Annotated in this window: 19 protein-coding genes and 1 other RNA gene; 15 read left to right on the top strand and 5 right to left on the bottom strand. The window is 67.7% G+C overall.

Annotated elements, in window-relative coordinates:
* Positions 1-18: 18 nt before the first annotated feature.
* Positions 19-897: an alpha/beta fold hydrolase gene (locus tag H4W31_RS40955; RefSeq protein ID WP_192771497.1), complete on the bottom strand. Its 879-nt coding sequence runs from the start codon at positions 895-897 to the stop codon at positions 19-21.
* 318 nt (positions 898-1215) lie between these two features.
* Here H4W31_RS40955 and H4W31_RS40950 point away from each other — a divergent pair, with 318 nt between their 5' ends.
* Both H4W31_RS40950 and mctP read left to right on the top strand, forming a co-directional pair.
* On the top strand, positions 1216-1458 hold the full coding sequence (locus H4W31_RS40950) for a DUF3311 domain-containing protein (RefSeq protein ID WP_192771496.1): 243 nt from the start codon (positions 1216-1218) through the stop codon (positions 1456-1458).
* A gap of 6 nt (positions 1459-1464) precedes the next feature.
* Positions 1465-3138, top strand: coding sequence for a monocarboxylate uptake permease MctP (mctP, locus tag H4W31_RS40945; protein ID WP_192771495.1), 1674 nt, complete (start codon positions 1465-1467; stop codon positions 3136-3138).
* Between the two features lie 104 nt (positions 3139-3242).
* Here mctP and H4W31_RS40940 read toward each other — a convergent pair whose 3' ends face one another.
* Positions 3243-4004 carry a sulfite exporter TauE/SafE family protein gene (locus H4W31_RS40940; protein WP_192771494.1) on the bottom strand — a complete coding sequence of 254 codons (762 nt, stop codon included), beginning with the start codon at positions 4002-4004 and terminating at the stop codon, positions 3243-3245.
* Between the two features lie 1289 nt (positions 4005-5293).
* Between H4W31_RS40940 and H4W31_RS40935 the strand changes: the two genes are divergently transcribed.
* The 6 genes from H4W31_RS40935 to H4W31_RS40910 all read left to right on the top strand — a co-directional run bounded on the left by H4W31_RS40935 (position 5294) and on the right by H4W31_RS40910 (position 10786).
* The gene (locus tag H4W31_RS40935) at positions 5294-5500 is read left to right on the top strand and encodes a hypothetical protein (RefSeq protein ID WP_192771493.1); all 207 of its coding nucleotides are present in this window, start codon (positions 5294-5296) and stop codon (positions 5498-5500) included.
* A gap of 267 nt (positions 5501-5767) precedes the next feature.
* Positions 5768-6316 carry a thioredoxin domain-containing protein gene (locus H4W31_RS40930; protein ID WP_192771492.1) on the top strand — a complete coding sequence of 183 codons (549 nt, stop codon included), beginning with the start codon at positions 5768-5770 and terminating at the stop codon, positions 6314-6316.
* Positions 6313-8178, top strand: a complete 1866-nt coding sequence (locus H4W31_RS40925; protein ID WP_318783680.1) for an ABC transporter ATP-binding protein — start codon at positions 6313-6315, stop codon at positions 8176-8178. The genes H4W31_RS40930 and H4W31_RS40925 overlap by 4 nt, the downstream gene beginning before the upstream one ends.
* Entirely contained in the window at positions 8175-8636 is a 462-nt protein-coding gene (locus H4W31_RS40920; protein ID WP_192771491.1) for a S26 family signal peptidase, read from the top strand. Before H4W31_RS40925 ends, H4W31_RS40920 begins: the two co-directional genes overlap by 4 nt.
* Before the next feature lie 75 nt (positions 8637-8711).
* On the top strand, positions 8712-9290 hold the full coding sequence (locus H4W31_RS40915; protein WP_192771490.1) for a SigE family RNA polymerase sigma factor: 579 nt from the start codon (positions 8712-8714) through the stop codon (positions 9288-9290).
* Positions 9287-10786, top strand: a complete 1500-nt coding sequence (locus tag H4W31_RS40910; RefSeq protein WP_192771489.1) for a hypothetical protein — start codon at positions 9287-9289, stop codon at positions 10784-10786. Before H4W31_RS40915 ends, H4W31_RS40910 begins: the two co-directional genes overlap by 4 nt.
* Before the next feature lie 293 nt (positions 10787-11079).
* Here the strand turns inward: H4W31_RS40910 and H4W31_RS40905 are convergent, their stop codons facing one another.
* Positions 11080-11622 (bottom strand): carboxymuconolactone decarboxylase family protein, encoded by a 543-nt coding sequence (locus tag H4W31_RS40905; RefSeq protein ID WP_192771488.1) that lies wholly within the window; start codon positions 11620-11622, stop codon positions 11080-11082.
* 721 nt (positions 11623-12343) lie between these two features.
* Here H4W31_RS40905 and H4W31_RS40900 point away from each other — a divergent pair.
* From H4W31_RS40900 to H4W31_RS40870, 7 genes are all read left to right on the top strand, one after another.
* Positions 12344-14197, top strand: coding sequence for an FAD/NAD(P)-binding protein (locus H4W31_RS40900; protein WP_192771487.1), 1854 nt, complete (start codon positions 12344-12346; stop codon positions 14195-14197).
* Complete coding sequence (locus H4W31_RS40895; RefSeq protein WP_318783679.1) at positions 14194-15420, top strand: putative PEP-binding protein; 1227 nt, start codon at positions 14194-14196, stop codon at positions 15418-15420. Before H4W31_RS40900 ends, H4W31_RS40895 begins: the two co-directional genes overlap by 4 nt.
* A 360-nt stretch (positions 15421-15780) precedes the next feature.
* An RNA gene (gene rnpB, locus H4W31_RS40890) (RNase P RNA component class A) lies at positions 15781-16225 on the top strand.
* Positions 16226-16474: 249 nt separating this feature from the next.
* Positions 16475-16777, top strand: a complete 303-nt coding sequence (locus tag H4W31_RS40885; RefSeq protein WP_192771486.1) for a hypothetical protein — start codon at positions 16475-16477, stop codon at positions 16775-16777.
* 1298 nt (positions 16778-18075) lie between these two features.
* Positions 18076-19254, top strand: a complete 1179-nt coding sequence (locus tag H4W31_RS40880; protein ID WP_192771485.1) for a Fic family protein — start codon at positions 18076-18078, stop codon at positions 19252-19254.
* A 997-nt stretch (positions 19255-20251) separates the two neighbouring features.
* Positions 20252-21007: an XRE family transcriptional regulator gene (locus H4W31_RS40875; protein WP_192771484.1), complete on the top strand. Its 756-nt coding sequence runs from the start codon at positions 20252-20254 to the stop codon at positions 21005-21007.
* 2 nt (positions 21008-21009) lie between these two features.
* Entirely contained in the window at positions 21010-21477 is a 468-nt protein-coding gene (locus tag H4W31_RS40870) for an NUDIX hydrolase (protein WP_192771483.1), read from the top strand.
* A 63-nt stretch (positions 21478-21540) separates the two neighbouring features.
* Here the strand turns inward: H4W31_RS40870 and H4W31_RS40865 are convergent, their stop codons facing one another.
* Positions 21541-22230: an HAD family hydrolase gene (locus H4W31_RS40865; protein WP_192771482.1), complete on the bottom strand. Its 690-nt coding sequence runs from the start codon at positions 22228-22230 to the stop codon at positions 21541-21543.
* Entirely contained in the window at positions 22227-23069 is an 843-nt protein-coding gene (locus H4W31_RS40860; RefSeq protein ID WP_192771481.1) for a GntR family transcriptional regulator, read from the bottom strand. Before H4W31_RS40860 ends, H4W31_RS40865 begins: the two co-directional genes overlap by 4 nt.
* Positions 23070-23086: the final 17 nt, after the last annotated feature.

Raw genomic sequence — 23086 nt, 5'->3', positions numbered from 1 at the left:
CCCGGGTGCCCGTGAAGTTCAGCGCTCGTCGGCGGGACGCCCGTCGGCGAGGAAGGCGAGCACGGTCTTGACGAACCTGCCGTGGTCGTCGATCCAGGGGGAGTGGCTGGCGCCGTCCTGGACCGCGACCTCGGCCTTCGGGAAGAGCGCGGCGAGCAGTTCGGCGGCCTGCGGCGTCGGCGCGGGGTCCAGTTCACCGGCCACGATCAGTACCGGGGCGTCGAGTCCGGTCAGTGCCGCGCGAACCGCCGCGACGTCCGGGGCGAACCCGGCGTAGTACCCGGCGGAGGCCGGTCCGGACCGCTCCTCCTGTTCGGCCTCGACGTGTGCCCGGGCCCGCTCGTCCCACCGCCCGTACGCGAACGGGGCGGCGGCGGTGCGGTGCGCCGCGATTTCTTCGGGTGCCGCGCCCCGGGTCGCCGCCTCCTGCCAGGCGTCCATCGCCGCCTTCGCCTCCGGGTACCACCACTGGGTTGACCGGGCGGCGACCGCCTCGGCGAAGCCGACCGTCTCCACCCCGACCGACCGCAGGCCGGGCGCGACCAGTACGAGTCGGGCCAGCCGGTGGGGGAACCGGGCCGCGTACAGCTCGGCGAGGTTTCCGGCGGCGGAGTGGGCCAGCAGGTCCATCCGGTCCAGTCCGAGGTGGATCCGGTACGCCTCGACGTCGTCCACGAGCCGGTCGCACCGGTAGCTCGCGGGATCCTCCGGCACAGCCGACTCGCCGCTGCCGCGCAGATCGAGCTTGAGCAGGGTGCGTTCCCGGCTCAGTCCGCCCAGGTCGCCGAGGTAGCTCGACGCTCTGGCCGGCCCCCCGGGCAGGCAGACCAACGGTGGCCCGGAGCCGAGCACGTGGTACGCCAGTTCGGTGGTGTCGTACGAGCGGAATCTCGGCACCCGGTCAGCATGGCAACCTCCCGACCGGCGATCAAGGCCTATCGCCGGCCTTCGATCTGTTCTTTGATCTGAAAGATCCGCTATGCGGGCCTTGTTGGTCCCGTTGGTCACCATTCGGCGCACCGTGGTCGCCGTTGGGCGCAACGGTCCCGAGGTGGCCAGGTGACGGCCGTCACTCTGCCCTAACCTCCGGCGTCACATGTAGATCCATGACGGACAGTCCCGGAGGAGTTCCGGTATGAGCGAGCGAAGCGAGCGAATCAGCCGGTCCAGGGCTGGAACAGCTCACGACGGCGCCGAGCGCAGCGAGGTGACGGCATGAGCGAACCTGACACCCCACAGGCGGCGCCGGTCCCGGCGGTGTCCAGAGCGAAGGACCACAGTCCGTGGAACTGGCTGCTCTTCATCCCGATCGTGGTGCCACTGGTCACGCTGCTGTTCAACTACGACTCACCCCGGCTGTTCGGGTTTCCGGTCTTCTACTGGCTACAGCTGGCCTTCATCCTGCTCGGGGTCTCCACCACGACGCTGGTCTACCAGATGACGAAGAAGCGGAGGTGAGCGGCGGTGTGGCGGGACCATCTCACTGAGATCATCGTCTTCGCGGTCCTGTTCCTGCTGGTCAGCGGAATGGGCTTCGTGGCGGCCCGGTGGCGGGCGCCGAAGGACATCAACCACCTCGACGAGTGGGGACTCGGCGGGCGCAGCTTCGGCGGCTGGATCACCTGGTTCCTGGTCGGCGGCGACCTCTACACCGCGTACACCTTCGTGGCCGTACCGGCGCTGCTGTTCGGGGCCGGCGCGGCCGGGTTCTTCGCCGTGCCGTACACGATCATCATCTATCCGCTGGTCTTCCTGGTGCTGGTCCGGCTCTGGTCGGTGTCGCACCGGCACGGGTTCGTCACCCCGGCCGACTTCGTCCGGAAGCGGTTCGACTCGCCGACGCTGGCGCTGATCATCGCGATCACCGGCATCGTCGCGACCATGCCGTACATCGCGCTGCAACTGGTGGGCATCGAGGCGGTGCTCAAGACGATGGGGGTGACCGGGGAGAGCACCATCGCCCGGCACCTGCCGATCATCATCGCCTTCGCCATCCTGGCCGCGTACACGTACCAGTCCGGGCTGCGGGCACCGGCGCTGATCGCGTTCGTCAAGGACACGCTGATCTACATCGTGATCCTGGTGGCGATCATCTACCTGCCGTACAAGCTGGGTGGCTGGGGGAGCATCTTCGACGCGGCGGACGCGAAGTTCGACGCGAGTCCGTCCACGAACGACGGCATCACGCTGAACGCGAACAACCAGTTGCAGTACATCACCCTGGCGCTGGGCTCGGCACTGGCGCTGTTCCTGTACCCGCACAGCCTGACCGGCGTACTGGCCAGTCGGAGCCGGGACGTGATCAAGCGGAACATGTCGGCGCTGCCGGCGTACAGCCTGCTGCTCGGGTTGATCGCCCTGCTCGGGTACGCCGCCATCGCGGCCGGGGTCACCCCACTGCCCGGCTCGACCGAGGGCACCGTCGACAACAACACGGTGGTGCCGCTGCTGTTCGAGCAGCAGTTCCCGAGCTGGTTCGCCGGGGTGGCGTTCGCGGCAATCGGGATCGGGGCACTGGTGCCGGCGGCCATCATGTCGATCGCCGCCGCGAACCTGTTCACCCGGAACATCTACAAGGAGTACCTGCGCAAGGACGCCTCACCGGCGCAGGAGGCTAACGTCTCCAAGATCACCTCGCTGGTGGTCAAGGTCGGCGCGGTCGCCTGCATCGTCTTCCTCGACCCGCAGTTCTCGATCGACCTCCAGCTCATCGGCGGCGTCATCATCCTCCAGACGCTGCCGGCGGTCGCGCTGGGCCTCTACACCCGTTGGTTCCACCGTGGCGCGCTGATCGCCGGCTGGGCCGCCGGAATGGGCCTGGGGATGTGGATGCTCTACCAGATCCCCAACCCGGCGACGAAGCGGCTGCACTTCGGCGGGTCAGCCTTCCCGCTGGAGAAGTTCGGCTTCGACGGCTCGACGAAGACCATCTACGTCGGACTCGTCGCGGTCGCGGTCAACCTGCTGGTCGCGGTGATCGTCACGCTGATCCTGCGGGCCGCGAAGGTGACCGAGGGAGCCGACGGCACCGAGCGGGACGACTACTTCGCCGACGAGGGCGACCCGAGGCTCGTCCCGGGTCCCCGGCAGGAGACCGAGTTGGTGGCCGAGCCGACCGAACCGGCCCCCAAGGTCTGACCCGCAACCGAACGACCAACCACCGACGAGGTCCCCGTGATCAGGGAACCGTCCCGGCGCCTCCCGGAGACGGCCTCCCTGATCACGGGGATCGCCCCTACGGGTCAGGAGAGCGCGCGGTAGAGCAGGAGCAGGCCGATCGCCGTACCGAAGAGCACTATCACGGCCTTGAGTACGGTCGGCCGCATCCGGCGGACCAGCCAGGCGCCGCCGTACCCGCCGCCGATGGTCGCGGGCGCGACCAGCGCGACGGCGGCCCAGTCGACCGGGCCGAACGCGGCGAAGGTGGCCGTGGTGGTCACCCCGACCACCGCGGACAGCACGTTCTTGATCGCGCTGACCCGGACCAGCGTCTCGTCCAGGAACAGGGCCAGGCCGGCGAGCAGCATGACTCCGAGCGCGGCGCCGAAGTAGCCGCCGTAGACCGCGCCCAGCACGACCATGAGCTGTACGGAGCGGCTTCGACGCCGTGGGTCGAGCTCCCGGGGATGCCCGACCAGCCGGCGCAACTGGTCCTGGAAGGCGAGTACGGCCGTCGCGCCCAGCACCAGGAACGGCACGATCAGTTCGAACGCCCGCGCGGGGGTGGAGAGCAGCAGCGCACAGCCGGCGGCGGTGCCCAGGGCGGTTCCCGGAAGCAGCCGGAGCAGCCGGCGTCGCTCCGGTAGGTCCGCCCGGCTGCCGACCACGCTGGCCAGGTAACCCGGGAAGACCGCGATCGAGTTGGAGACGGTCGCCGGCACCGGCGGCAGACCGACCGCGATCAGCGCGGGGAACGTGACGAGCGAGCCGCCACCGGCCACCGCGTTCACCGTGCCGGCGGTGAGCCCCGCGCCGACCAGCAGCAGCATCTCGGGAAACTCCATAGATCGTCGAGGCTAACGGCTCGTCGGTCGGCGGCTGCCCTCCGGCTCGCCGGTCGACGGCTGCCGTCGCGCACCGGAGAAAAGCCGATCATGTTTACGGTGGGTAGCCGGCCGAATTGATCTCGCCCGGTGCGTATCCGCGCCAGGATCTCGGGTCGCCGTTGGCGTTCGATGATCTCCTCGACGGCGCGCATCGCGGCAGTTGTCCCGGCACGGGGATGTTGGCGCGCTTTCAAGGGATCGGATCCGGTTCCTCCGACTTCCCGGCGGCGGAACCGAGTGGCCCGAGAAGATCCGTGACGCTCCCGCTTCGGCGCGGCCCGCCCCGCGGATTCGGCTTCGTAGGCACGGCCGGCTGGCGTCGGTGCCCACCGGAATCCCGCGACGGTATCGGGAAACGGGGCGGAGCCGCTGGCAACGATGATCCAGCTTTCCCGGTACGTCCTTCCCCGGCCCGGGCTACGGCGACGATCAAGCGTTCTTTGTCGACCGGAGTCGTCGACTGCCCGCAACTGACGCCGGTCCGGTCCGGTCCGAGCGCCGGGTGGCTGAACTGCGGAGGTCGTCGATGGGAGCGAGCCCACCATTGGTCGGGGTGGACGTTGTGCACTTCCGGCTGTCCGGACCGGAATCTCGGAATTGGTGACCCGGCAGCATCGCGCGTACGGCCGATTCCCATCGCCCTGTCCGGGTGTGCGCATTGTCGAGCAGAGCGGAACTTCCCGGCGGTTACCGATAAGTATCGAAAGCAGTTCCTCGCCCAGAAAGTTCGACGTGGTTCCGGTTGCGATCGCGGATCTGCTCTGGACGATTCCGTCGAAGTTCCGGAAGCAGCAGTTCTGGTCGACGTGGCGATGTGTTGAATTGAGAAAATGTGGTGTCGTTGCCGGTGCGGCGTGCTCGGCGTGCCACAGTGGAGCCGTCTCGCGGATATGCGCGCAGAAATGCATGCGCATTACCGTGCCATTGACTCCGAGGGTGGACGGTTCGGCCGAGTGACAGTCCGTGAAGTCGAGCCGGGTCCGGCGGTGTGGAACGGTGGCGCAGGGGTTGACGTGCTGGCCAGCGCACTGGCATCCTCGCGCACATGGGCCCGTGCGCCACCGTACGGCGGCGTTGGCCGGTCGTCACGCTTATTCCGCCGACGAGCGGATCGGGATCTATCCATTCACGAGCGTTGCTTGTCTGGAAGTGATCCTGATAGCGTTGCGGAACCGTCGCCGAGCGCGGAACCCAGCGCATTGCTATCCTGTATGGATTCGGCGACCCGTTCACCGGAAGGGGAGCAGATGTTCAGGAAACTGGAAGAGCTCAGCGATCGGATGCTGAGCAAGTTCGTGCCCGCCACCAGCGCGGCAGCGAGCTGTCCGTGTGGGGCCTATCCGTACACTGGTCCGTGCTACTACACCCTGCCGTGCAGCGGTGGCCAGCACAAGCAGTGCTACTGCGCGAACAGCGGTCGAGACGTCTCCTGCGGCCCCTGCCACGTCGACTAGACGGCGCACAATCGGTGGTGAGCGTCGCTGTTCAGGCTGTTGAGCCGTTCCGGACAGGGGTTCTTGCGGCAGCGGTGGGTCGCAAATAACCGAAGGCGTTCGCCAGGAGTTCACCGTCCCGTTTGACTGGCTGCCGCCGTACCCGTGCTCGTGGGTCGGCGGCAGCCGGTTCGGCGTATTCCGGCCCTGATCAGGGGCGCGCTCGACGGGGCGTCTCCGCATTGACTCCAATCCCTATCGGTGCAGCAGGAATTCGAAGGAAAACTGATGATGATCCTCGTTGCAGTGGTGATCGTGTGCGTCGCCGTCACGCTCCTCAACCTGGTGCTCATGCTCGGTGTGATCCGACGGCTACGGGACCACTCGGAGCGGCTCGTCGCCCTCGCCGAGACGGCGCCGAAGCCGGAACTCATGATCGGACCAGGTCGCCGGCCCGCACCGTTCGCCGTCGAGACGATCGACGGGCACCGAATCAGTGAGGCGGACCTTGCCCGGGGCGGGCTGGTCGGCTTCTTCTCCACGACCTGCTCCGCGTGCGGAGAGTGGCTGCCCCGGTTCGTCGAGGCGGCCCGCGCGCTGCCGGCCGGGCGACAGGGTGCGCTGGCGGTCGTGTCCGGCGAGACGGAGGCGGACCGGGCCGAGATGGTGGCGCAACTCCGGGAGGTGGCCCTGGTGGTGATCGAGCGGGGACGGAAGGAACCGCTGCACGACGCCTTCAGGATCACCGGGTACCCCGCGATGGGCCGGCTGGACGAGAACGGCACGGTTGTCAGCCACCACGCCGCGGACGTCGTGGCCGTACCGGTGGGGGCGTGACCGGAGGTCCCGGCGCCGCGGGGTCCGGAGCGGAACCACTTCCCGCACGGGTGATGTGGAGCCACGCCCGGACCGCCGCAGGACTGGCGGTCCGGGCGGCTCCGCAGAGCCTCGCTGGACTGCTCGCGTTGACCGTTGCCGCCGGCCTGGCGCCGGTGGGGGCGGCCTGGCTCACCCGGCTGGTGCTGGACGGTCTGGTCGGGGGCATGGCCGACCGGACCCTGGTCTGGCTCGCCGGCGCGCTGGCGGTGGCCGGGATCGCCACCGTCGTGCTGCCCATGCTGTCCCGGTACGCCCAGACGGAACTGGGCCGGCAGGTCCGGCTGGCCGCCGTGGACCGGCTCTACCGCGCGCTGCACCAACGGTTGCGGGGTCTGACCAAACTGGAGGACCCCCCGTTCCACACCCGGATCCAGCTCGCCCAGCAGTTCGGCAGCAGCAGCCCGGGCGACCTGGTGACCAATGGCACCGGAATCGGCCGGGACCTGCTGACCACCGGCGGGTTCATGGTCACCCTCTGGGTGGTCAACCCGTGGCTGCTGTTGGCGGTGGCCGTCGCGGCACTGCCGACGATCCGGGCCGAACTGCTGCTGAGCCGGCTCCGCACCGCGACCATGTGGCGGATCGGCCACGCCAACCGGCGCCAGCACTTCTACGCGAACCTGCTCAGCATGCCCCGGGAGGCGAAGGAGATCCGGCTCTTCGGGCTGGGCGCCTTCTTTCGGGCCAGGATGCTCGCCGAGCTGCGGTCCGCGAACGCCGACAGCCGGTCCGTTGACCGTCGGGACCTGAAGGTGCAGAGCATGCTCGCCCTGCTCGGCGCGGCGGTGGCCGGCGGCGGCCTGGTCTGGGCGGTTCTGGCTGCCCGGTCCGGTCAGCTCACCATCGGGGACGTGACCGTCTTCGTCGCCGCCGTGGCCGGGGTCCAGGGTGGGCTGTCGGGCATCGTGGGACAGTTCGGTGCCGTGCACCACGCGCTGATGATGATGGACCATTTCCACGTGGCGACCACGACGGAACCCGACCTGCCGGTACCGGCGACCCCGGCCCCGGTGCCGGCGCTGGTTGACGGGATCGAGTTCCGCGACGTCTGGTTCCGGTACGGGCCCAGCCGGCCCTGGGTGCTGCGCGGCGTCAACCTCGTCCTCCCGGCCGGGCAGGCCACCGCACTGGTCGGCCTCAATGGCTCGGGCAAGAGCACCGTCGTCAAACTGCTCTGCCGGCTCTACGACCCCGTCCGGGGAGAGATCCGGTGGAACGGGGTCGACCTGCGGGACCTCGATCCCGACGAACTGCGGCAGCGGATCGGCACCGTGTTCCAGGACTACGTCGAGTACGAACTCTCGGCGGCCGAGAACATCGGGGTCGGCGACCTGTCGCTACTCGGCGACCGGGACCGGATCGAGGCGGCGGGGCGACGGGCCGGGGTGCACGAGGCGCTGACCCGGCTGCCGAAGGGCTACGACACGATGCTGACCCGGATGTTCCTGGAGGGCATTGATTCCGAGGACGCCGACACCGGCGTACTGCTCTCCGGTGGACAGGGCCAACGACTGGCCCTGGCCCGGGCGCTGCTGCGGGAGGACCGGGACCTGCTGATCCTCGACGAACCCAGCTCCGGACTTGACGCCGAGGCCGAGGCCGAGATCCACAGCCAGCTTCGGAGGCACCGGGGCAACGGCACCAGCCTGCTGATCTCGCATCGGCTCAACACGGTCCGGGACGCCGGGCAGATCGCCGTACTCGCCGACGGCCAGATCGCCGAACTGGGCGACCACGACACGTTGCTGGCGGTCGACGGCGTCTATGCCCGGCTGTTCAACCTCCAGGCCCGTGGCTACGCCGCGGCGGCCCCGGCATGACCTGGCCGGCCGCAGCCGTGGCCGTGACGGTGGTGGCGGCGCTGGCCGGCTGGTTCTGCTGGCTGCGGGGCCGGCACCTGGTGGTCACCGTGCGCGGTCCCAGCATGGCGCCGACCTATCGAAACGGCGACCGCCTACTGGTACGCCGCCGTCCCGGCGCCCGGGTCCGGAGCGGGCAGGTGGCCGTGGTCGACCTGCCCGAGACGGTCCGGCCGCTACCGGGATGGGTCACCCCCGAGGACCGGCTGCGCAACAGCCGGGTCATCAAGCGGGTCGCCGCCGTGCCCGGTGACCCGGTTCCGTTTCCGATCGACGGTTCGGGGCCGCTGGTGCCGCCCGGCAGCCTGGTGCTGCTCGGCGACAACCCCGACGGCAGCGGCGACTCCCGGCAGTACGGCTACGTCCCCGTCGACGCCGTCGTGGGTGTGGTGCTGAGATCGATCACCGGTCGAGGCTGATCCGCCCACCCTCTCAACTTCCCGGCGACCTGCCGCGTTCTGTTCGGTGACACTGGCCAGCAGAAGGGACGGCATGTGGATGACGACGGGTTCCGCGAGTTCGTGGAGGTCCGGTACGCCGACCTGCTGCGTACCGCGTACCTCCTGACCGGCACCCGGGACGCCGCCCAGGACCTGCTGCACGCCGCCCTGCTGAAGGCGATGCGTCGGTGGCGACGGCTCGACGAGCCGGTGGCGTACGTCCGGAAGATCCTGGTGAACGAACGCACCAACCGGTGGCGTCGGATCGGCTCCCGCGAGTTGCTCACCGCGACCGTCCCGGACCGGGTACGCCCCGACGCGACCGAGACCGTGGTGGTACGCGACGAACTGATGACCGCGTTGCAGAAGTTGCCGGCCCGGATGCGGGCGGTACTTGTGCTCCGGTACTGGGAGGACCAGTCCGAGGCGGACACGGCGGCGCTGCTCAACTGTTCGGTGGGCACGGTCAAGAGCCAGGCGGCCCGGGGGCTGACCCGGCTACGCGAGGTACTGGCGTCGGGCGAGGACTCGTCGGGGTTCCGTCCGTCGGCGTCGGCGTCGGCGTCGGCGTCGGCGGTACGACCGACTCCGCCGCGTCCACCGCAGAACATGATCGTTGGGGGGAACGCATGAGTGTGGACGAGCTGCGCGCAGGGTTCGCCCGACTGGCCGAGTCGGTGGCACCGGACGAGGATCCGTACGCGCTGCTGTTGCGCCGGCACACGCGCCGTCGGCGACGGGTCAGGTTCGCCGGGATCGGCGGTGGCCTGGCGACGCTGTTGACCACCGCGCTGCTCGGATCCGGGGTAGTGGGGCTGGGTCCGGCCGGGCCCGGTGACGGACGGGGGAGCCCCCGGTTTCCGGAGAACGGTTATCCGGTCACCTCGGACCTGAGCTGGCGGCTGATCGAGTCCCCGGCCCGGGGCAACCTCGGCGACGACCGGGCACTGGTCGACGGGCTCACCCAGGCATTCGTGGCGGACCGGGTCGGCCAGGGCGCCGCAGCGCTGCCCGAGGCCAAGGTGCTCTTCGTACACGACTTTCCGAAGGCCCGATCGGTCGTCGTCGCGTACCACTCCGATTCGAGGGCCAGCCTGGTGACCCGGATGGCTCGGCGGGGGGCGTCCGCCCAGGAGCTGATTCTGGGGGCGGGCATCATGAACGCGCGGGTCGAGCCGTTCCTCGTCGTATCGGAGACCATCCAGGGGGGCGACGACTCGTCGGTGCGGTTCACCCTGGGCCTTGCCCCGGCCGGCTGCGCGGTCGAGGTGTCGCAGACCGCGACGATCGGCCCGGTGGCCGACGGAATCCGGCGGAACTGGCGACCGGCGCCGGGTGGTGACTACGCGCTCGACGAGCGGGTGCCGGCGACCGGGTACTGGCGAGCCACCTGTGATGGGACGCTCCGGCACCGGGCTCCGCTCGGCGCCCAGCTCGACGAGGTCACCGGATCGGCGGTGCCGGCCGCACCTGTTACGCCGAGCGTCGGCGCGACGACGATCGACGGGCCCGTGGCATCGGCCGCGATCGGGTCGTACTGGGAACTGGCCCGCAGAGCCGGCTTCGGCGACTCCCTGACCCGGGATCTCGCCCCGGCGGTACGGTGGTCCGGCTGGATCTTCGACGAAGACATCCGGACCGGCGTCGAGATTCCGCCGGCCGTACTGGTCAGCCCGAGCGCCCCGGGACCGGTGCTCTTGCAGGTCGGGCCGGGCGTGAAGGGCATGCTGGCACTGGCCGGGCAGGATGATCCTGCCCCGGATGATCCGGCGGCACCCGACGCCGACCGGGAGAATTGGTCCCTCGTCTCCACCGGCTACACCAACTCCGCCGATCTGATCACGGTACGGATTCCGGAGCGGGCCGGTGGTCGGGCGGTGTTGTCGGACCGGCTGCTCGTGGTGGGGCGGGCGACCGACGCCTCGTACTCGGTGATCGACGCGGCGGGGAATGTGCTGCCCGACGTCAGCCCGCAGCAGCGCGGCGCCGCTCTGTTCACCGTCCCGCTCGGCACCAAGTTGACCGTGCGGGCCCTCGACACGGCCGGTAGGACCATCGCCTCGACGGAACTGGTCGAGCGTGACACCGGGCGACAGATGTTCGGCGAGAGCTTTTTGACCGAATGGTGAGGCTGACTCCGGGGGCGGCGGGCAACTTCCCGCTCGCCGTCCCCGGGCGTCCCCGGACCGTGTTTGATCTTTAGAGCTGCTGGTCAGGACGTCTGCTCCCCGCGCACGCGGGGGTGATCCCTCCCTGGCGGGCGTGCGGGCTCGGCCCGGACGAACTGCGTCGCCGCCGCGCACCGCGTACCTCTCGACCGGCACCCGGGACGCCGCCCAGGACCTGCCGCACGGCAAGAAGGACGTGCCCCACCACGCCGGCCAAGCCCGGCAATCACCCCACCGCTGTCACCCGGTGAGGCTCAGGCGCCGTAGCCGGACTCGACGATCCGCTGCGCGCGCTTGGCGTACTGCTCGGGATCCTCGGGTGCGAAGGTGGCCAGCCCGTCGACGTATCGGTTGTACATGCAGAAGGCCGCCGCGATCAGCACCGTGTCGTGGATCTCGATGTCGGTGGCACCCTCGGCGCGTGCCGCGGCGACCAGCTCGGTGGTGACCGTGCGGCCGCCCTCGCGTACTGCGGCGGCGATCCGCAGCAGCGCGCGGAGCTTGGCCGAGATGGGCGCCGCGTCCGGGTCGGCGACCACCAGGTTGACGACCCCGATGCCGCCGTCGAGCTGCGCCGCGGCGAACGCCGAGTGCGACGCGCAGCAGAAGCGGCACTCGTTGCCGCCGGACACGTAGGCTGCGATCAGCTCGCGTTCGCCGGACGTCAGCGTGTTCGGACTACGGAGGAGCACCTCGGCCAGCTCGTTGAGCGGCTTGGCCGTCTCCGGGCGGAATTGCATCGGCCCGCTGATGCCAGGGAACTCCTTCTCGTTCACCCCTAGGTCGATGTGTGCCATGCCATCACGCTCCTAGTCTCTCGTCGGCCAGCTGGGTGCCCTCGATCCGGGCGCGGACTTTCACGAAGGCCGGTCCCGCGATGTCGACGTGTCGTCGCCGAACGACGCGAACCCGCAGTCGTCGCACGTGCCCAGCGGCTCCGGCAGGATGTGCTCGGCGGCTTCCGGCACACGGTCGCGCCGGGGGATGCATCCGATCGGCTCCGTGGGCGGTCCCATGTCCGCTGAATCTAGTGGCCTCGATGCCATCCCTCAATGCCGTCATTGTGGATGCGATCGGGTGACCTGCCCGCTGACCTGGTGATGCGCAGGTTCCGCAGGTGGAGCGCCATCGTATTCCGCAAGAACGGAGATGAATGTCCACGACGTTAGCGGCCAGACTGAGCAAATCCGGCCGAACGTCCCCAGTGGATCTTGCGCCTCGGGGGATCAAGGCCTGACGCGACGGAGGTCGAACCCTTATGATGGGACCCTGCCCGGCAGGCGGACTGCAATCCGAGGGACGCGACGTAATTGCCGAGATGGATGACCGACCTCCCCGTGTCGTGGTCACGACGCAGGAATCCCTTCTTTCCCGCGACATCCGGAGTGCAGTTTTTTGCGTGCCGGGCCACGTGTATGGGAATTCGTCGCTCGTGTGGCGGTGTGCCTGCCGTTCAGCATCGAGAACATCCGGGCGAGCTGGGAAAAGCGCGCTCCGGATACGACGACGGAGGCATGTATGCGTCACCCGCGAATTCTCATTATCGGCGCCGGACTGGCCGGCACCGCCACCGCGATCCGGCTCCTCCAGTTCGCCCGCACACCACTCGAAATAGTGATGCTGGAGCGGCGCTCTGAATACCGGTACGCCGGCGTGGCCTATCACCGGGACGGTAATCCCTGGGATCACGTCTTCAACATCCAGGCGGGCCGGATGTCGGCGTTCCGGGAGGACGTCGACGACTTCGTACGCTGGGCCAACCGGGAGGCCGACCGGCAACACTGGCCGGCACCGTGGGCCGACTTCGAGTTCGTCGAACACGGGCCAGCCCCTCGCCGGATCTATCACGACTACCTGACCGACCGGATGGCGGAGGCACGCCGCGCGGCATACCCGGGAGTCGACCTTGTCGAGGCCGAGGGCGAGGCGGTGGACCTCGGCATCCACGCCGACGATGTGGAGGCGACCATCCGGCACGCCGCCGGGACTGACACCGAGCACACCTCGACCCTGACGGCAGATCACGTGGTGCTCGCGACCGGCCTGGAACTCAAGTGGCCGGCGTTCGCCGTCGACGTGCTGGCACATGACGCCTTCATCCGGCACCCGTACTCGACCGATGGCGTCCGCAGACTCCTGGCGGTGCCGCGCCCGGCGAGCGTGGTGATCGTCGGGACGGTGCTCAGCGCGTACGACTCCGCGGCCCTGCTGCTGCGGCAGGGCCACACCGGGCCCATCCACCTGGTCTCCAGGTCCGGCACCACCCCACGGGCGTACCCCGAGCATCACCAGCACGACGTCGTCCAACTGCCCGTTCCCGCGCGTCTGCTTGAGCCGTACCAGAACCGGGAGGAGTTCCGGGCGCGGATCCGGGCCGAGTGGGAGACCGCCTGCGCGGCAGTGCGCGACGACCATCCCGAGATCGACCAGCAGGTCGTCACCGAGCGGGTGGCCAAGGCGTGGGAACCACACCTCCCGACGATCATCGACCGGATCCCGACCGACGAACTGCGCCGCCTGCTCGACGACTTCGGCACCCAGATCGCCGCGCTCCGAGTCGGTGCCGTGCGGTACACGACGTCGATCGTCGAGCACGCGCTGTCCGCGGACCACGGTTCCGTGGAGGTCGTCATCGGCAAGGTCGAGCAGATCGCCCCGGTCGGATCAGACCGGCTGGCCGTCACCGTCACGGCACCCACGACCAGGCGCGTCATCCCGGCCGACCTGGTGGTGTGCAACGTCGGCAGAGAAGCCGACTACACCCAGGTCGGTTCACGGCTCTGGAAGAACCTTCTGACCAGGCAGGTGGTCATGCCCCACCAGCGCACGGGACGAGGCATCGAGGTCGACGACCGGGGAACCCCCCTGAAACCCGGCGGTGAGCCGATCATCCCGCTCTCCGCGATCGGTGTGATGCGGGAAGGCGACGAGATAGTGCGCAACGGCCGCGCCGGCGCCTTCGCGTTCAACCTTGCCGCGATCAAGAACCACTCGATCGTGGTCGCCGCCCACCTGATCGAACGACTCGAACTGCGCTGCGACGGCGCGGCGCGCCGGGCCGCTGCCGAGTTCTGCCACACGCTCGTCGCCGGTGAATCGACCCGGCCGGCGTTCGAGGAGGCCGTCTCTCTTGAGGTCAGGCGGCTGGCGGCCAGGCGCAGGGACGAGCGCGTGCGTCTTGATGCCCGCCTGGAAGCCCACCTGCGTACCACCGTCAGCTTCCGCGCCATCCGCGCCGGAGCGCACGGCCACCTGATCCGGACCGCTGTCCTTCAGGAGGCGGTCAAGCGGCTCACGGACATCTCGGTTACACCACGGCAGTTACGCGGGCAACTGCGGATCTCGGCCGATGAAGATACGGAGGTCACGTGACCGAACAACGGATCTGCGGCGTCCTGCTCACCCCCGGCACCGAGCCGGTGGTGGGCGGACCGTGCAATCGCACCGGCGAACCACTCGACGGCTCCATCCTCGTCGCCCCCTCCCTCAACCCGAAGCTGTACGCCGCCATCATGGCCGCCCGCGCGGTTGTCTGTAGCTCGGGCGGTCTGACCGGCCATATGCAGTCGATCTGCCGCGCCAAGAGCATCCCCGTCCTGCGTGTCGACCGGACCGACCTCGACAAGCTCATTGGCGAAGTGACACTGGACCTGCGAAGCCAGTCGATCACCTTCGGCTCCGGCGGCAGCGCCGAGACCGAGCCGACGGGGACGAGCATGCCGTCACCGGAGCAGCTCGGCTCGGCCTGCGCGGTGATCGCCGACCTCGATGACATCCGCACCGTCAACACCAGTGGCCCGGGTGCGGCGCGAGTCGAATCGTTCTTCCTGCGCGAGGAGTTCCTGTGCCTGGCCGCGGCCCTCAGCCCGATCGACGCGCTGTACGGCGGGACGGCCGGCATCGACGCCTACGGGCGGGCGATCGCAGGCCAGCTACAGACGTACGTCGAGCAGCTTCTGCCGGGCCAGCAACTGATCCTGCGGATGCTCGATCTGCGTTCCGACGATGCTGCCCGGATCACGGAGCAGGCCCCGGTCCAGCCCGAGCCGAATCCCGACATGGGCCTGCACGGCACACGGTGGCTGCTCAGGTCGGTCGCCTATCCGCAGGCGCTGCACGTCATGCTGGAGACCTTGCAGGCACGGCTCGGCGCCCGGGCGGCGCGAGTGAGCCTCTCGGCCCCGTTCCTCAACGATGCCGAGGAGTTCGCGAAGCTCCGGCCCCACCTCGGCCTGCCGGCCGAGATACCCCTGTCCGCGTTCATCGAGACGCCGGCGGCGGTCCACGCCACGTCGGCCATCTGCGCTGCCGGCGCCGATGAACTCTTCCTCGGCACCAAGGACCTGGCGCAGTTCTATCTCGCCGCCGACCGCAGCAACCACCTGGTGGCCGAGTCGTACCGCACCCGGCACCCAGCCGTCCTCGATGGCCTGGGCAAGGCCATCGAGGACGCACGGAAGACCGGAACCCCGACCAGAGTGTTCTCGCTCGGTGCGGACCTGGAGTATTACCTCGAACGACTGCCCACCCCGACCGGATACATGATGTGCGTCGGAGAGCTCCAGCGGCTGCTCCGGGCGCTCCCGGTGGGCTGACGGCGGATGCCCCAACCCCGACGGCTGCTCACGGGGGTGGGCATCATGAGAGCCGGAGTCGGCGACTCCCTGACCCGAGGACTCACTCGGGCAGAGTCCGGTGGGGTGGCTGGATCCCCGGCGACGACGGCACCCCACCGGCGGCGGGGGCCTTTCAGCCGTACTGGTCAGCCCCAAGGGGCCGGAACTGGACACCGCCAGACAGGAGCAGCTCGGGTGCAGCCTTACTCACCGTTCTGTTGGAGCCTGACCGGGGGCCCCTGGAGACCCGGCATCCTTCCCGGTTGCTGTGCCGCCCGGTGGAGTCGGGTCCGGTGGATCGCTTTTACGGATCATCGCTAACATTGGGTACGCGACGGACGAGTCGACCGGGCGGTCGCGTCGGCGGGCCGTGAGCCCGCCGCCGAGGAACGTCCGGACTCCACAGGGCAGGGTGGTTGTTAACGGCAACCCGGGGCGACCCGCGGGAAAGTGCCACAGAAAACAAACCGCCGAGCCTGGTGGTTCCACCCGGAAACGCGTGGAATGACCGGTTCGGTAAGGGTGAAACGGTGGGGTAAGAGCCCACCAGCATCCCGGGTGACCGGGATGGCTCGGTAAACCCCACTCGGAGCAAGGTCAAGAAAGGGCCATCGCCGAGAGGCGACAGCCCCGCGCAGGCGATTGAGGGCGGCCCGTCCGATGTCTGCGGGTAGACCGCTGGAGCCTGCCGGCAACGGTAGGCCGAGATGGATGACCGCCGTCGGCGCCCACCGGCAACGGTGCGCGCCGGTCACAAAATCCGGCGTACAGGTCGACTCGTCCGTCGCACCCCAGGTCACGGTCCTGATCAAGGCCGTGACCTGCTTCTTTGTCTGGTGCTGTTGGTTGACCTTGGTCACTGTTGGGCGGCGTCTGACGGCCCGGTGACGGCCCAGACGGCCCAGAGACGGCCCAGGAATGGGCGACCCGGTCCCCTTGATGCTCCCCGCTACGGGGCCGGTGAGTGGTGCCCTCTCCGTGGCGCGGCGGCCAGTGGGTGGCCGGGCGCAGGTAGGCGTTAAGGTGCCGGGCTGTGGATGAGCCCCTGCCGGGCGTGGATGGTAGACGCAGGCTGCCCGTGAGTAACGTCGGCGACCAGGTGGTCTGCCTCTTCGTCGAGCCCTTCGGGGAGGACTTCTGGTTGCAGCCGGAGGAGACCTTTGTCGTGATTGGCGGTGCCGTCGATCCCGAATTCTCGGTCAGCGTCATCTCCGATCACGTGATTGTCTGGGCGAACGCTGGCGACCCCTACGAGGTGCAGGTGGTCGACGGCCGGTCCGGGAATGTCCTGGAGTGTGGCCATGGCCGACCTGGCGAGGCTCCGCAGGCTGAGTGAGTACGGGCTCCGTGGCGGCCTTTCCCGTGGGCGGTGGGCGACGTGGAGGATGGGGTCGGGCACGTCCTGGCGGTGGAGTTGGCGGCCGGCCGGGCGACTCAGTGGCAAGCCAGTCCGTGTTTTGGACTGGCGCGGCAGCCGGAAGCCCCAACCACGACGGTGGCCAGCCCCGCCAGCTTCCGTCACGACCTCGTTGGGGATGCTCCCCTTGTTAGAGGCGGTGCCCCGGCGGCTGTCGGTGGCTTCCCGCCCCGGCGCCGGAGGCAGCCGGGGCGGCGTGCCGCCGGCCGGGCTTGCCGCCCGCACCGCGCGGAGCGCGGTGCCTTGATCCAAAAAAGACTATTTCGGCAGTGCGCGCGGTGTAGACAGGGACGCCTTGCAGGATGTCTGTGTCGACGTCTCGCTTAGAAGCTCGGTACAGCACGTTCATTGCGCTCTGGGAACGGCCGTTAGGTCGAAGCCTCGTCCGTCTCGGCCCGCACTCGCGCGCTGCCGTCCTGCCTGGTTGCTGTCAGCGCTGCTGTCGACAGTCCCTCGACCTGGCGCCGTTGGATGAGATGGACAAGCTCGTTGAGCGTGTCATCCGCCGACAACCAGCCAGTGTTGACCTGGACAACCCTGTACCTGCTGACCGACTTGAACTCCCGGTTACCACATGGCGTCCTGCTCCCATGCTGTACCAGGGGTTGCCATGGCTCGCAGCTTTCCCTTGCACAAGCAGGAACGCCGTGGTCGTTGGCAGGAGCCGTGACATGCCAACGACACTTGGCCCCTTGAACGCTCATGCAAGCAGGAACGCCGTGGTCGTTGGCAGGAGCCGTGACATGCCAACGACACTTGGCCCCTTGAACGCTCATGCAAGCAGGAACGCCGTGGTCGTTGGCAGGAGCCGTGACATGCCAACGACACTTGGCCCCTTGAACGCTCATGCAAACAGGAACGCCGTGGTCGTTGGCAGGAGCCGTGACATGCCAACGACACTTGGCCCCTTGAACGCTCATGCAAACAGGAACGCCGTGGTCGTTGGCAGGAGCCGTGACATGCCAACGACACTTGGCCCCTTGAACGCTCATGCAAACAGGAACGCCGTGGTCGTTGGCAGGAGCCGTGACATGCCAACGACACTTGGCCCCTTGAACGCTCACGCAAACAGGAGCACCGTGGTCGTTGGCAGGAGCCGTGACATGCCAACGACACTTGGCCCCTTGAACGCTCACGCAAACAGGAGCACCGTGGTCGTTGGCAGGAGCCGCGATATGCCAACGACTTGCGCGGTTCTGTTGGTATACTAACCTGTCATGGAAGCCGCGAACTATGGCAAGACTCCCTTTGGTTACCCTACCCAACGGCCGGGTGACAAGTGGGCTTTTACCTACTATATGCCTGAGCCACTACCTCGCATGCTTTCATTTGACAATGATACGGTCCTTCTCCTGTCGGAGGCGGATAATGCACTCGGACGCCTCCAGGGTCTAGGGCGACTTATTTCTCAGCCAGAACTATTGGTCGGTCCCTTCCTGACTCGCGAAGCTATAGCGAGTTCTCGCATTGAGGGAACGAACGCTTCGCTGACTGAGGTCTTGAAGGCAGAAGAGGACGCGTCAGAAAGAACCAATGACATTGCCGAAGTGGGGCGGTACCTCTCGGCGACACGGGCGGGACTTCGTTTGATTAACACGCTTCCCCTCACTATGCGACTCATCAAAGAAGTGCATGAGGCGCTAATGGAAGGCGTTCGAGGTGACGACCGTTTGCCGGGAGAAGTTAGGCGCTCCCCGGTATGGATCGGGGGGTCCACTCCTTCGAATGCCTTATTTGTCCCCCCTTTGCCGGAGCATCTACCCGAACTTCTGACTGACTGGGAACGATTTGTCAATGAGGATAGCAGGATTCCCCTGCTTGTGCGCAGTGCATTGATGCATTATCAATTCGAGACTATTCACCCATTCTTGGATGGTAATGGAAGAATTGGCCGCCTAATAATAGTACTCCAGTTGATACAGGAACAACGTCTGGCTGCGCCACTCCTGTACCTGTCGGGATATCTTGAGACGCACCGTCGTGAATACTATGATCATCTTCAAGCAGTAAGGGAGTCTGGCTCGATCCAGGGCTGGATTCAATTTTTCTGCCAAGCCATCAAAGAGCAATCTGCAGATGCAGCAACAAGGGCGACGAAGCTAGTTGCTTTGCGTGAAAAATACTATCGACAGTGCAGGGATGACCGATCGCGAGTAGGCGCCCTTATTCCTCTCATGTTCCAAAACCCCTTCATAACGGCCAAGAGGGTGCAGGGAAACATTGGTGGGACTCTTCAGGGAGCCCGTAACCTGCTAGACAGGGCAGCCAGCTACGGGTGGCTTGAGTACATCGGCCCGCACGGACGCGGCGGACGGCTCTATTACGCAGCAGCCGAGGTCTTGGATACAATTGAGTCGCCAACCACATACGAACAAACTTCCACAACGTATTCCTAGGGATGCATCGTCATCCCGTCTGCCGTCAAGCCGTCCTCGGGGGCGGACCGCCGGCCGTCCTGCCACGTCAATTAGACCTTGACGTCACGGTGTACCCCCAACGGCCGTGACCGGCCGCGTGGATCCGGTGTGCCCTTCTCCGCGCCGTGTCGCTCGTGCGGCCGGGTGCCGGCGATGAACCGTCACTACGTTCCCAGACCGATCGGTCTGTGGCGGTACCGGCCATCCGCCCTTTGCGCCATCCACTGGGCACGTTGCCTGGCCGGCACGGAGGGACAGCGGGGCCATATGCATGCCCAGCTAGCGGCGCGTGTGGCCCCGTTTAGGGTCGTCCTGAAAACGTAACAGAGGGTCCGCTAACGAGAAGGTTGGGTCTTCAACGTCCGATTTCTCGAACGGGGCGGCATTCGCCTGAGTGGCAGCGGTGGAGGGGGCAGCGGATTCCGTCGGGGAACGGCCGATCACAGATTATGCTGTAGTGATTGTCTTGGTCGCCCTCGTATGTGACGGTACTCTCGCCTTGCTCAAAGTGAGGCAGGAACATCAAGACGTCGGCGACTAACCCCGCTCGCTTGAAGGCGGCGCCGATGTCAGAGGCGAAAAAGGGTATGTGCAGGACGAATCGATTGTCTTGCTCGGTCGGCTCCGCTATCCACGATGGATGTTGGCTTGCCCCTGGGGTGATTGAGTTTCGGGGCGGCCACTCCCCGGAGCGTCGGTGTCCGGACACGTCCCGTTCTCCTTCGGATCTGAGGGTCGGGGCGCGAGCTGACGGGGAAGGCCCGCACCCCGACCGTTGGTGTCGTACTCACCTGCCCTCGCGGCCGTTACGGCGGGCACGAAGACACGGACAACTCCGTACGACGGTGTGTAGTCAACGGCTGGTGGCGGGTACGGCGCATCCGCCCTGGTGGACTGTCGGTCGACGTCTGGGGGCGTCAAGAAACGTCCTGTGACGGGCTTGAAACGTCCTGTAGCGGAGACGTCCAATGGGGAGATGAACGAACGTCTGCGGACGGTGATGGTCCGTCGTGGCGTACGGGTTGAGGACCTGGCCGATGAGTGCGGTGTTGATCCGAAGACGGTGGAGCGGTGGATCAGCCTGGGCCGCGTTCCGCATCGGCGGCATCGGTGGGCGACGGCGCGGCGGTTGGGTGCGGAAGAGGCGTACCTGTGGCCTGCTGTGCTCGCTTCGGTCGCTGGCAAGCGGGATGACGCCAGCCGCGCGGAGTTGATCGAGGTGTTCCCGGATCGGGCGTCGGTGCCGCGTGAGACGTGGCTACGACTGCTGACGGAGGCCCAGGAGCGGATTGACGTGCTGGTGTTCTCCGGGACGTTCTTCGCTCAGACACAGCCTCGGGTGGCGCGCATGCTCGCCGATCGGCTGTCGGCCGGGGTGCAAGTCCGGCTGTGCTTCGGCGATCCGACCAGTGACGCGGTTGCGGTCCGGGATCGTGAGGAGGGACTTGGCGGCACGCTGGCGGCGAAGATCCGGGCGTCCTTGACGTACTACCGGGAGCTTGCTGGCGTGGACAGGTGCGAGATTCGGCTTCATCCGACCACGCTCTACGCGAGCCTGTTCCGGTACGACGACGAGATCCTGACTAACCCGCACGCGTACGGTGAGGCGGCGTCGGCCAATCCGACGTTCCATCTCCGTAAGGTCGACGGTGGCGGGTTGTTCGACCACTACACGGCCACCTTCGACCGGGTGTGGGCTACGGCGGTGCCGTGGCTGGGGACGGAGGTCTGAGGATGGGTCGCGTCGAGCACTGGAACGATCCGGACGCGCCGAAGGCGAACACGCTCGTTCCTGCTTGCGGGGTGCTGGCGGTCAACGACCATGGCGCGATCCTGCTGCAACGGCGACGCGACACCGACCAGTGGGCTTTGCCGATGGGCAAGATGGAGATCGGCGAGACTCCGTCAGAGTGCGCGGTCCGGGAAACCCTGGAGGAGACCGGGGTCGAGGTCGAGGTCACCGGCATCGTTGGCGTCTACTCCGATCCGGGGCACATCGTGGCGTACTCCGATGGTGAGGTTCGTCAGGAGTACGAGGTGACGTTGCTGGCCCGGCCCATCGGCGGGGCTCCGGCGGCGAGCGACGAGGCGAGTGACGTTGCCTGGTTCCTGCCGGCTGAGCTGGCGGGGCTGGACATCCACCCGACGATGCGGCGGCAGATCGCGGACTACCTCGCGGGGCGGGTGCCGCACGTCGATTAGGGGCAGGAGTAACGCCCCGGGAATGTTCGACCGGGGCGCTCGTGTGCGGGGGTGCTGAGGGTGCTACAGCTCGTCGACGGCGAAGGCGGCTACCAGTTCGGCCATGCTGTCGATAACGGCGTCCGCTGCGGCGAACCGCTCGCGTTTGCCTCGCTTGTTGGCGTACCCGATGGAGGCGACCCCGGCGGCGTGGGCCGCTTCGATGTCGCTGAGCGAGTCGCCGACCAGGACGCAATGCTCTGGGTCGGCGTGCAGCTCCCGGACGGCGTCCAGGACCGGGGCCGGGTTCGGCTTCATCCGGTCGGGGTTGGCGGGGGCGCGGCCGATGACCGGGTGGACATAGCTGGTAAGCCGGCGACCGGTCAGGTAGGCGTGAATCGAACCGGCGGAGTTGTTCGACACCACGGCGACCCGGCGGCCGGTCTGGTGCGCGGCCACGATGACCTCACGGCCGTACGGGGTCGGCTCGGCGGTACGGGCCGCGGTGACCTCCTCGCGGCACAGCGCCTCTTCGACCTGGCGGGCGACGGCGGGCCGCCCGAGTGTCGCGGTGAACCGTAGAACGGCCAACGGGTCGGGCTCGTGCAGGATCTCGGCGGGCAGCGTCACGCCCTGGTCGACGAGCAGGCGGCGCAGTTCATGGGCGACGGTCGACGCGGGGCGCTGGGCGAAGATGCTGCACACCGGTCCGTCGAAGTCGAGCAGGACGACGCGGGCGCAGCCGACGACGGCGGCAAGGTCGGTACGGCTCACGATGCGTACTCGCGGGCGATGGTTCCCCACATGCTGTCGAACCAGGCGCGGGCCTGCTCCACGTAGAGGGCGTCGTTGGAGGAGTCCTCGTCGCTGGGCGTGAACGGGAACAGGATGGCGTCCTTGCCCATCGCGTCGTAGATCGCCATCGGCTTGCCGTCGATCATCACCGTGTGTTCGACGACCGGGTAGAAGCCGAAGAACGCTTCCTGCTCGTTGATGATGAAGAGCTTGAACAACGGGGCTGCCTTGTGTACCCGTACGTCGGCGGTGGCGGTCTTGACCAGGCCCAGGTCTGCGAGTTCCTGTACGGCGTCGGTTACGGCGTGGATCGATCGGTCGGTGATCCGGCGGGCTCGGGCGCGGATGGCGGGGTCGTCGGCCTGGTCCTCGGCGCGGCAGGGGATCGCCATCGGTGCGGTCATGTCGGAGATCAGCACTCGCAGTCGGATCGACTCCGGGGTGAGTCGGCCGATGCGTACCTTGTCCAGGGTTTCTTGGATGGCGTTGTAGAGCGTCTCTCCGGAGAAGCCGGCGAAGTCGATCGTGACGTTCGTGGCCTCGAAGGCGCGTTCGACGTGCGGCCGTAGTCCGACCGGCCGTTCGGTGTTGGCGCGGACGAAGGTGCCGCTGCCCTGGCGGGTGACGATCAACCGCTCGTCTTGCAGCTTGCGTAGCGCTGCCTTGATCGTCTCGCGGGCGACGCTGAACCGTTCGACGAGATCGTGTTGTGACGGCAATTTCTCGCCTGGGGCGAACTTGCCTGTCTTGATCTCGGCGCGGAGCGCGGCGGCGATCTGCTGCGAGGGAGTGCGCGGGTCATCAGGGTCAAGACTCATGACCGGACACTACCGCT

This window comes from Plantactinospora soyae (genome assembly GCF_014874095.1).
Taxonomy (GTDB): Bacteria; Actinomycetota; Actinomycetes; order Mycobacteriales; family Micromonosporaceae; genus Plantactinospora; species Plantactinospora soyae.
This window is presented reverse-complemented; position numbering and strand designations above follow the sequence as displayed.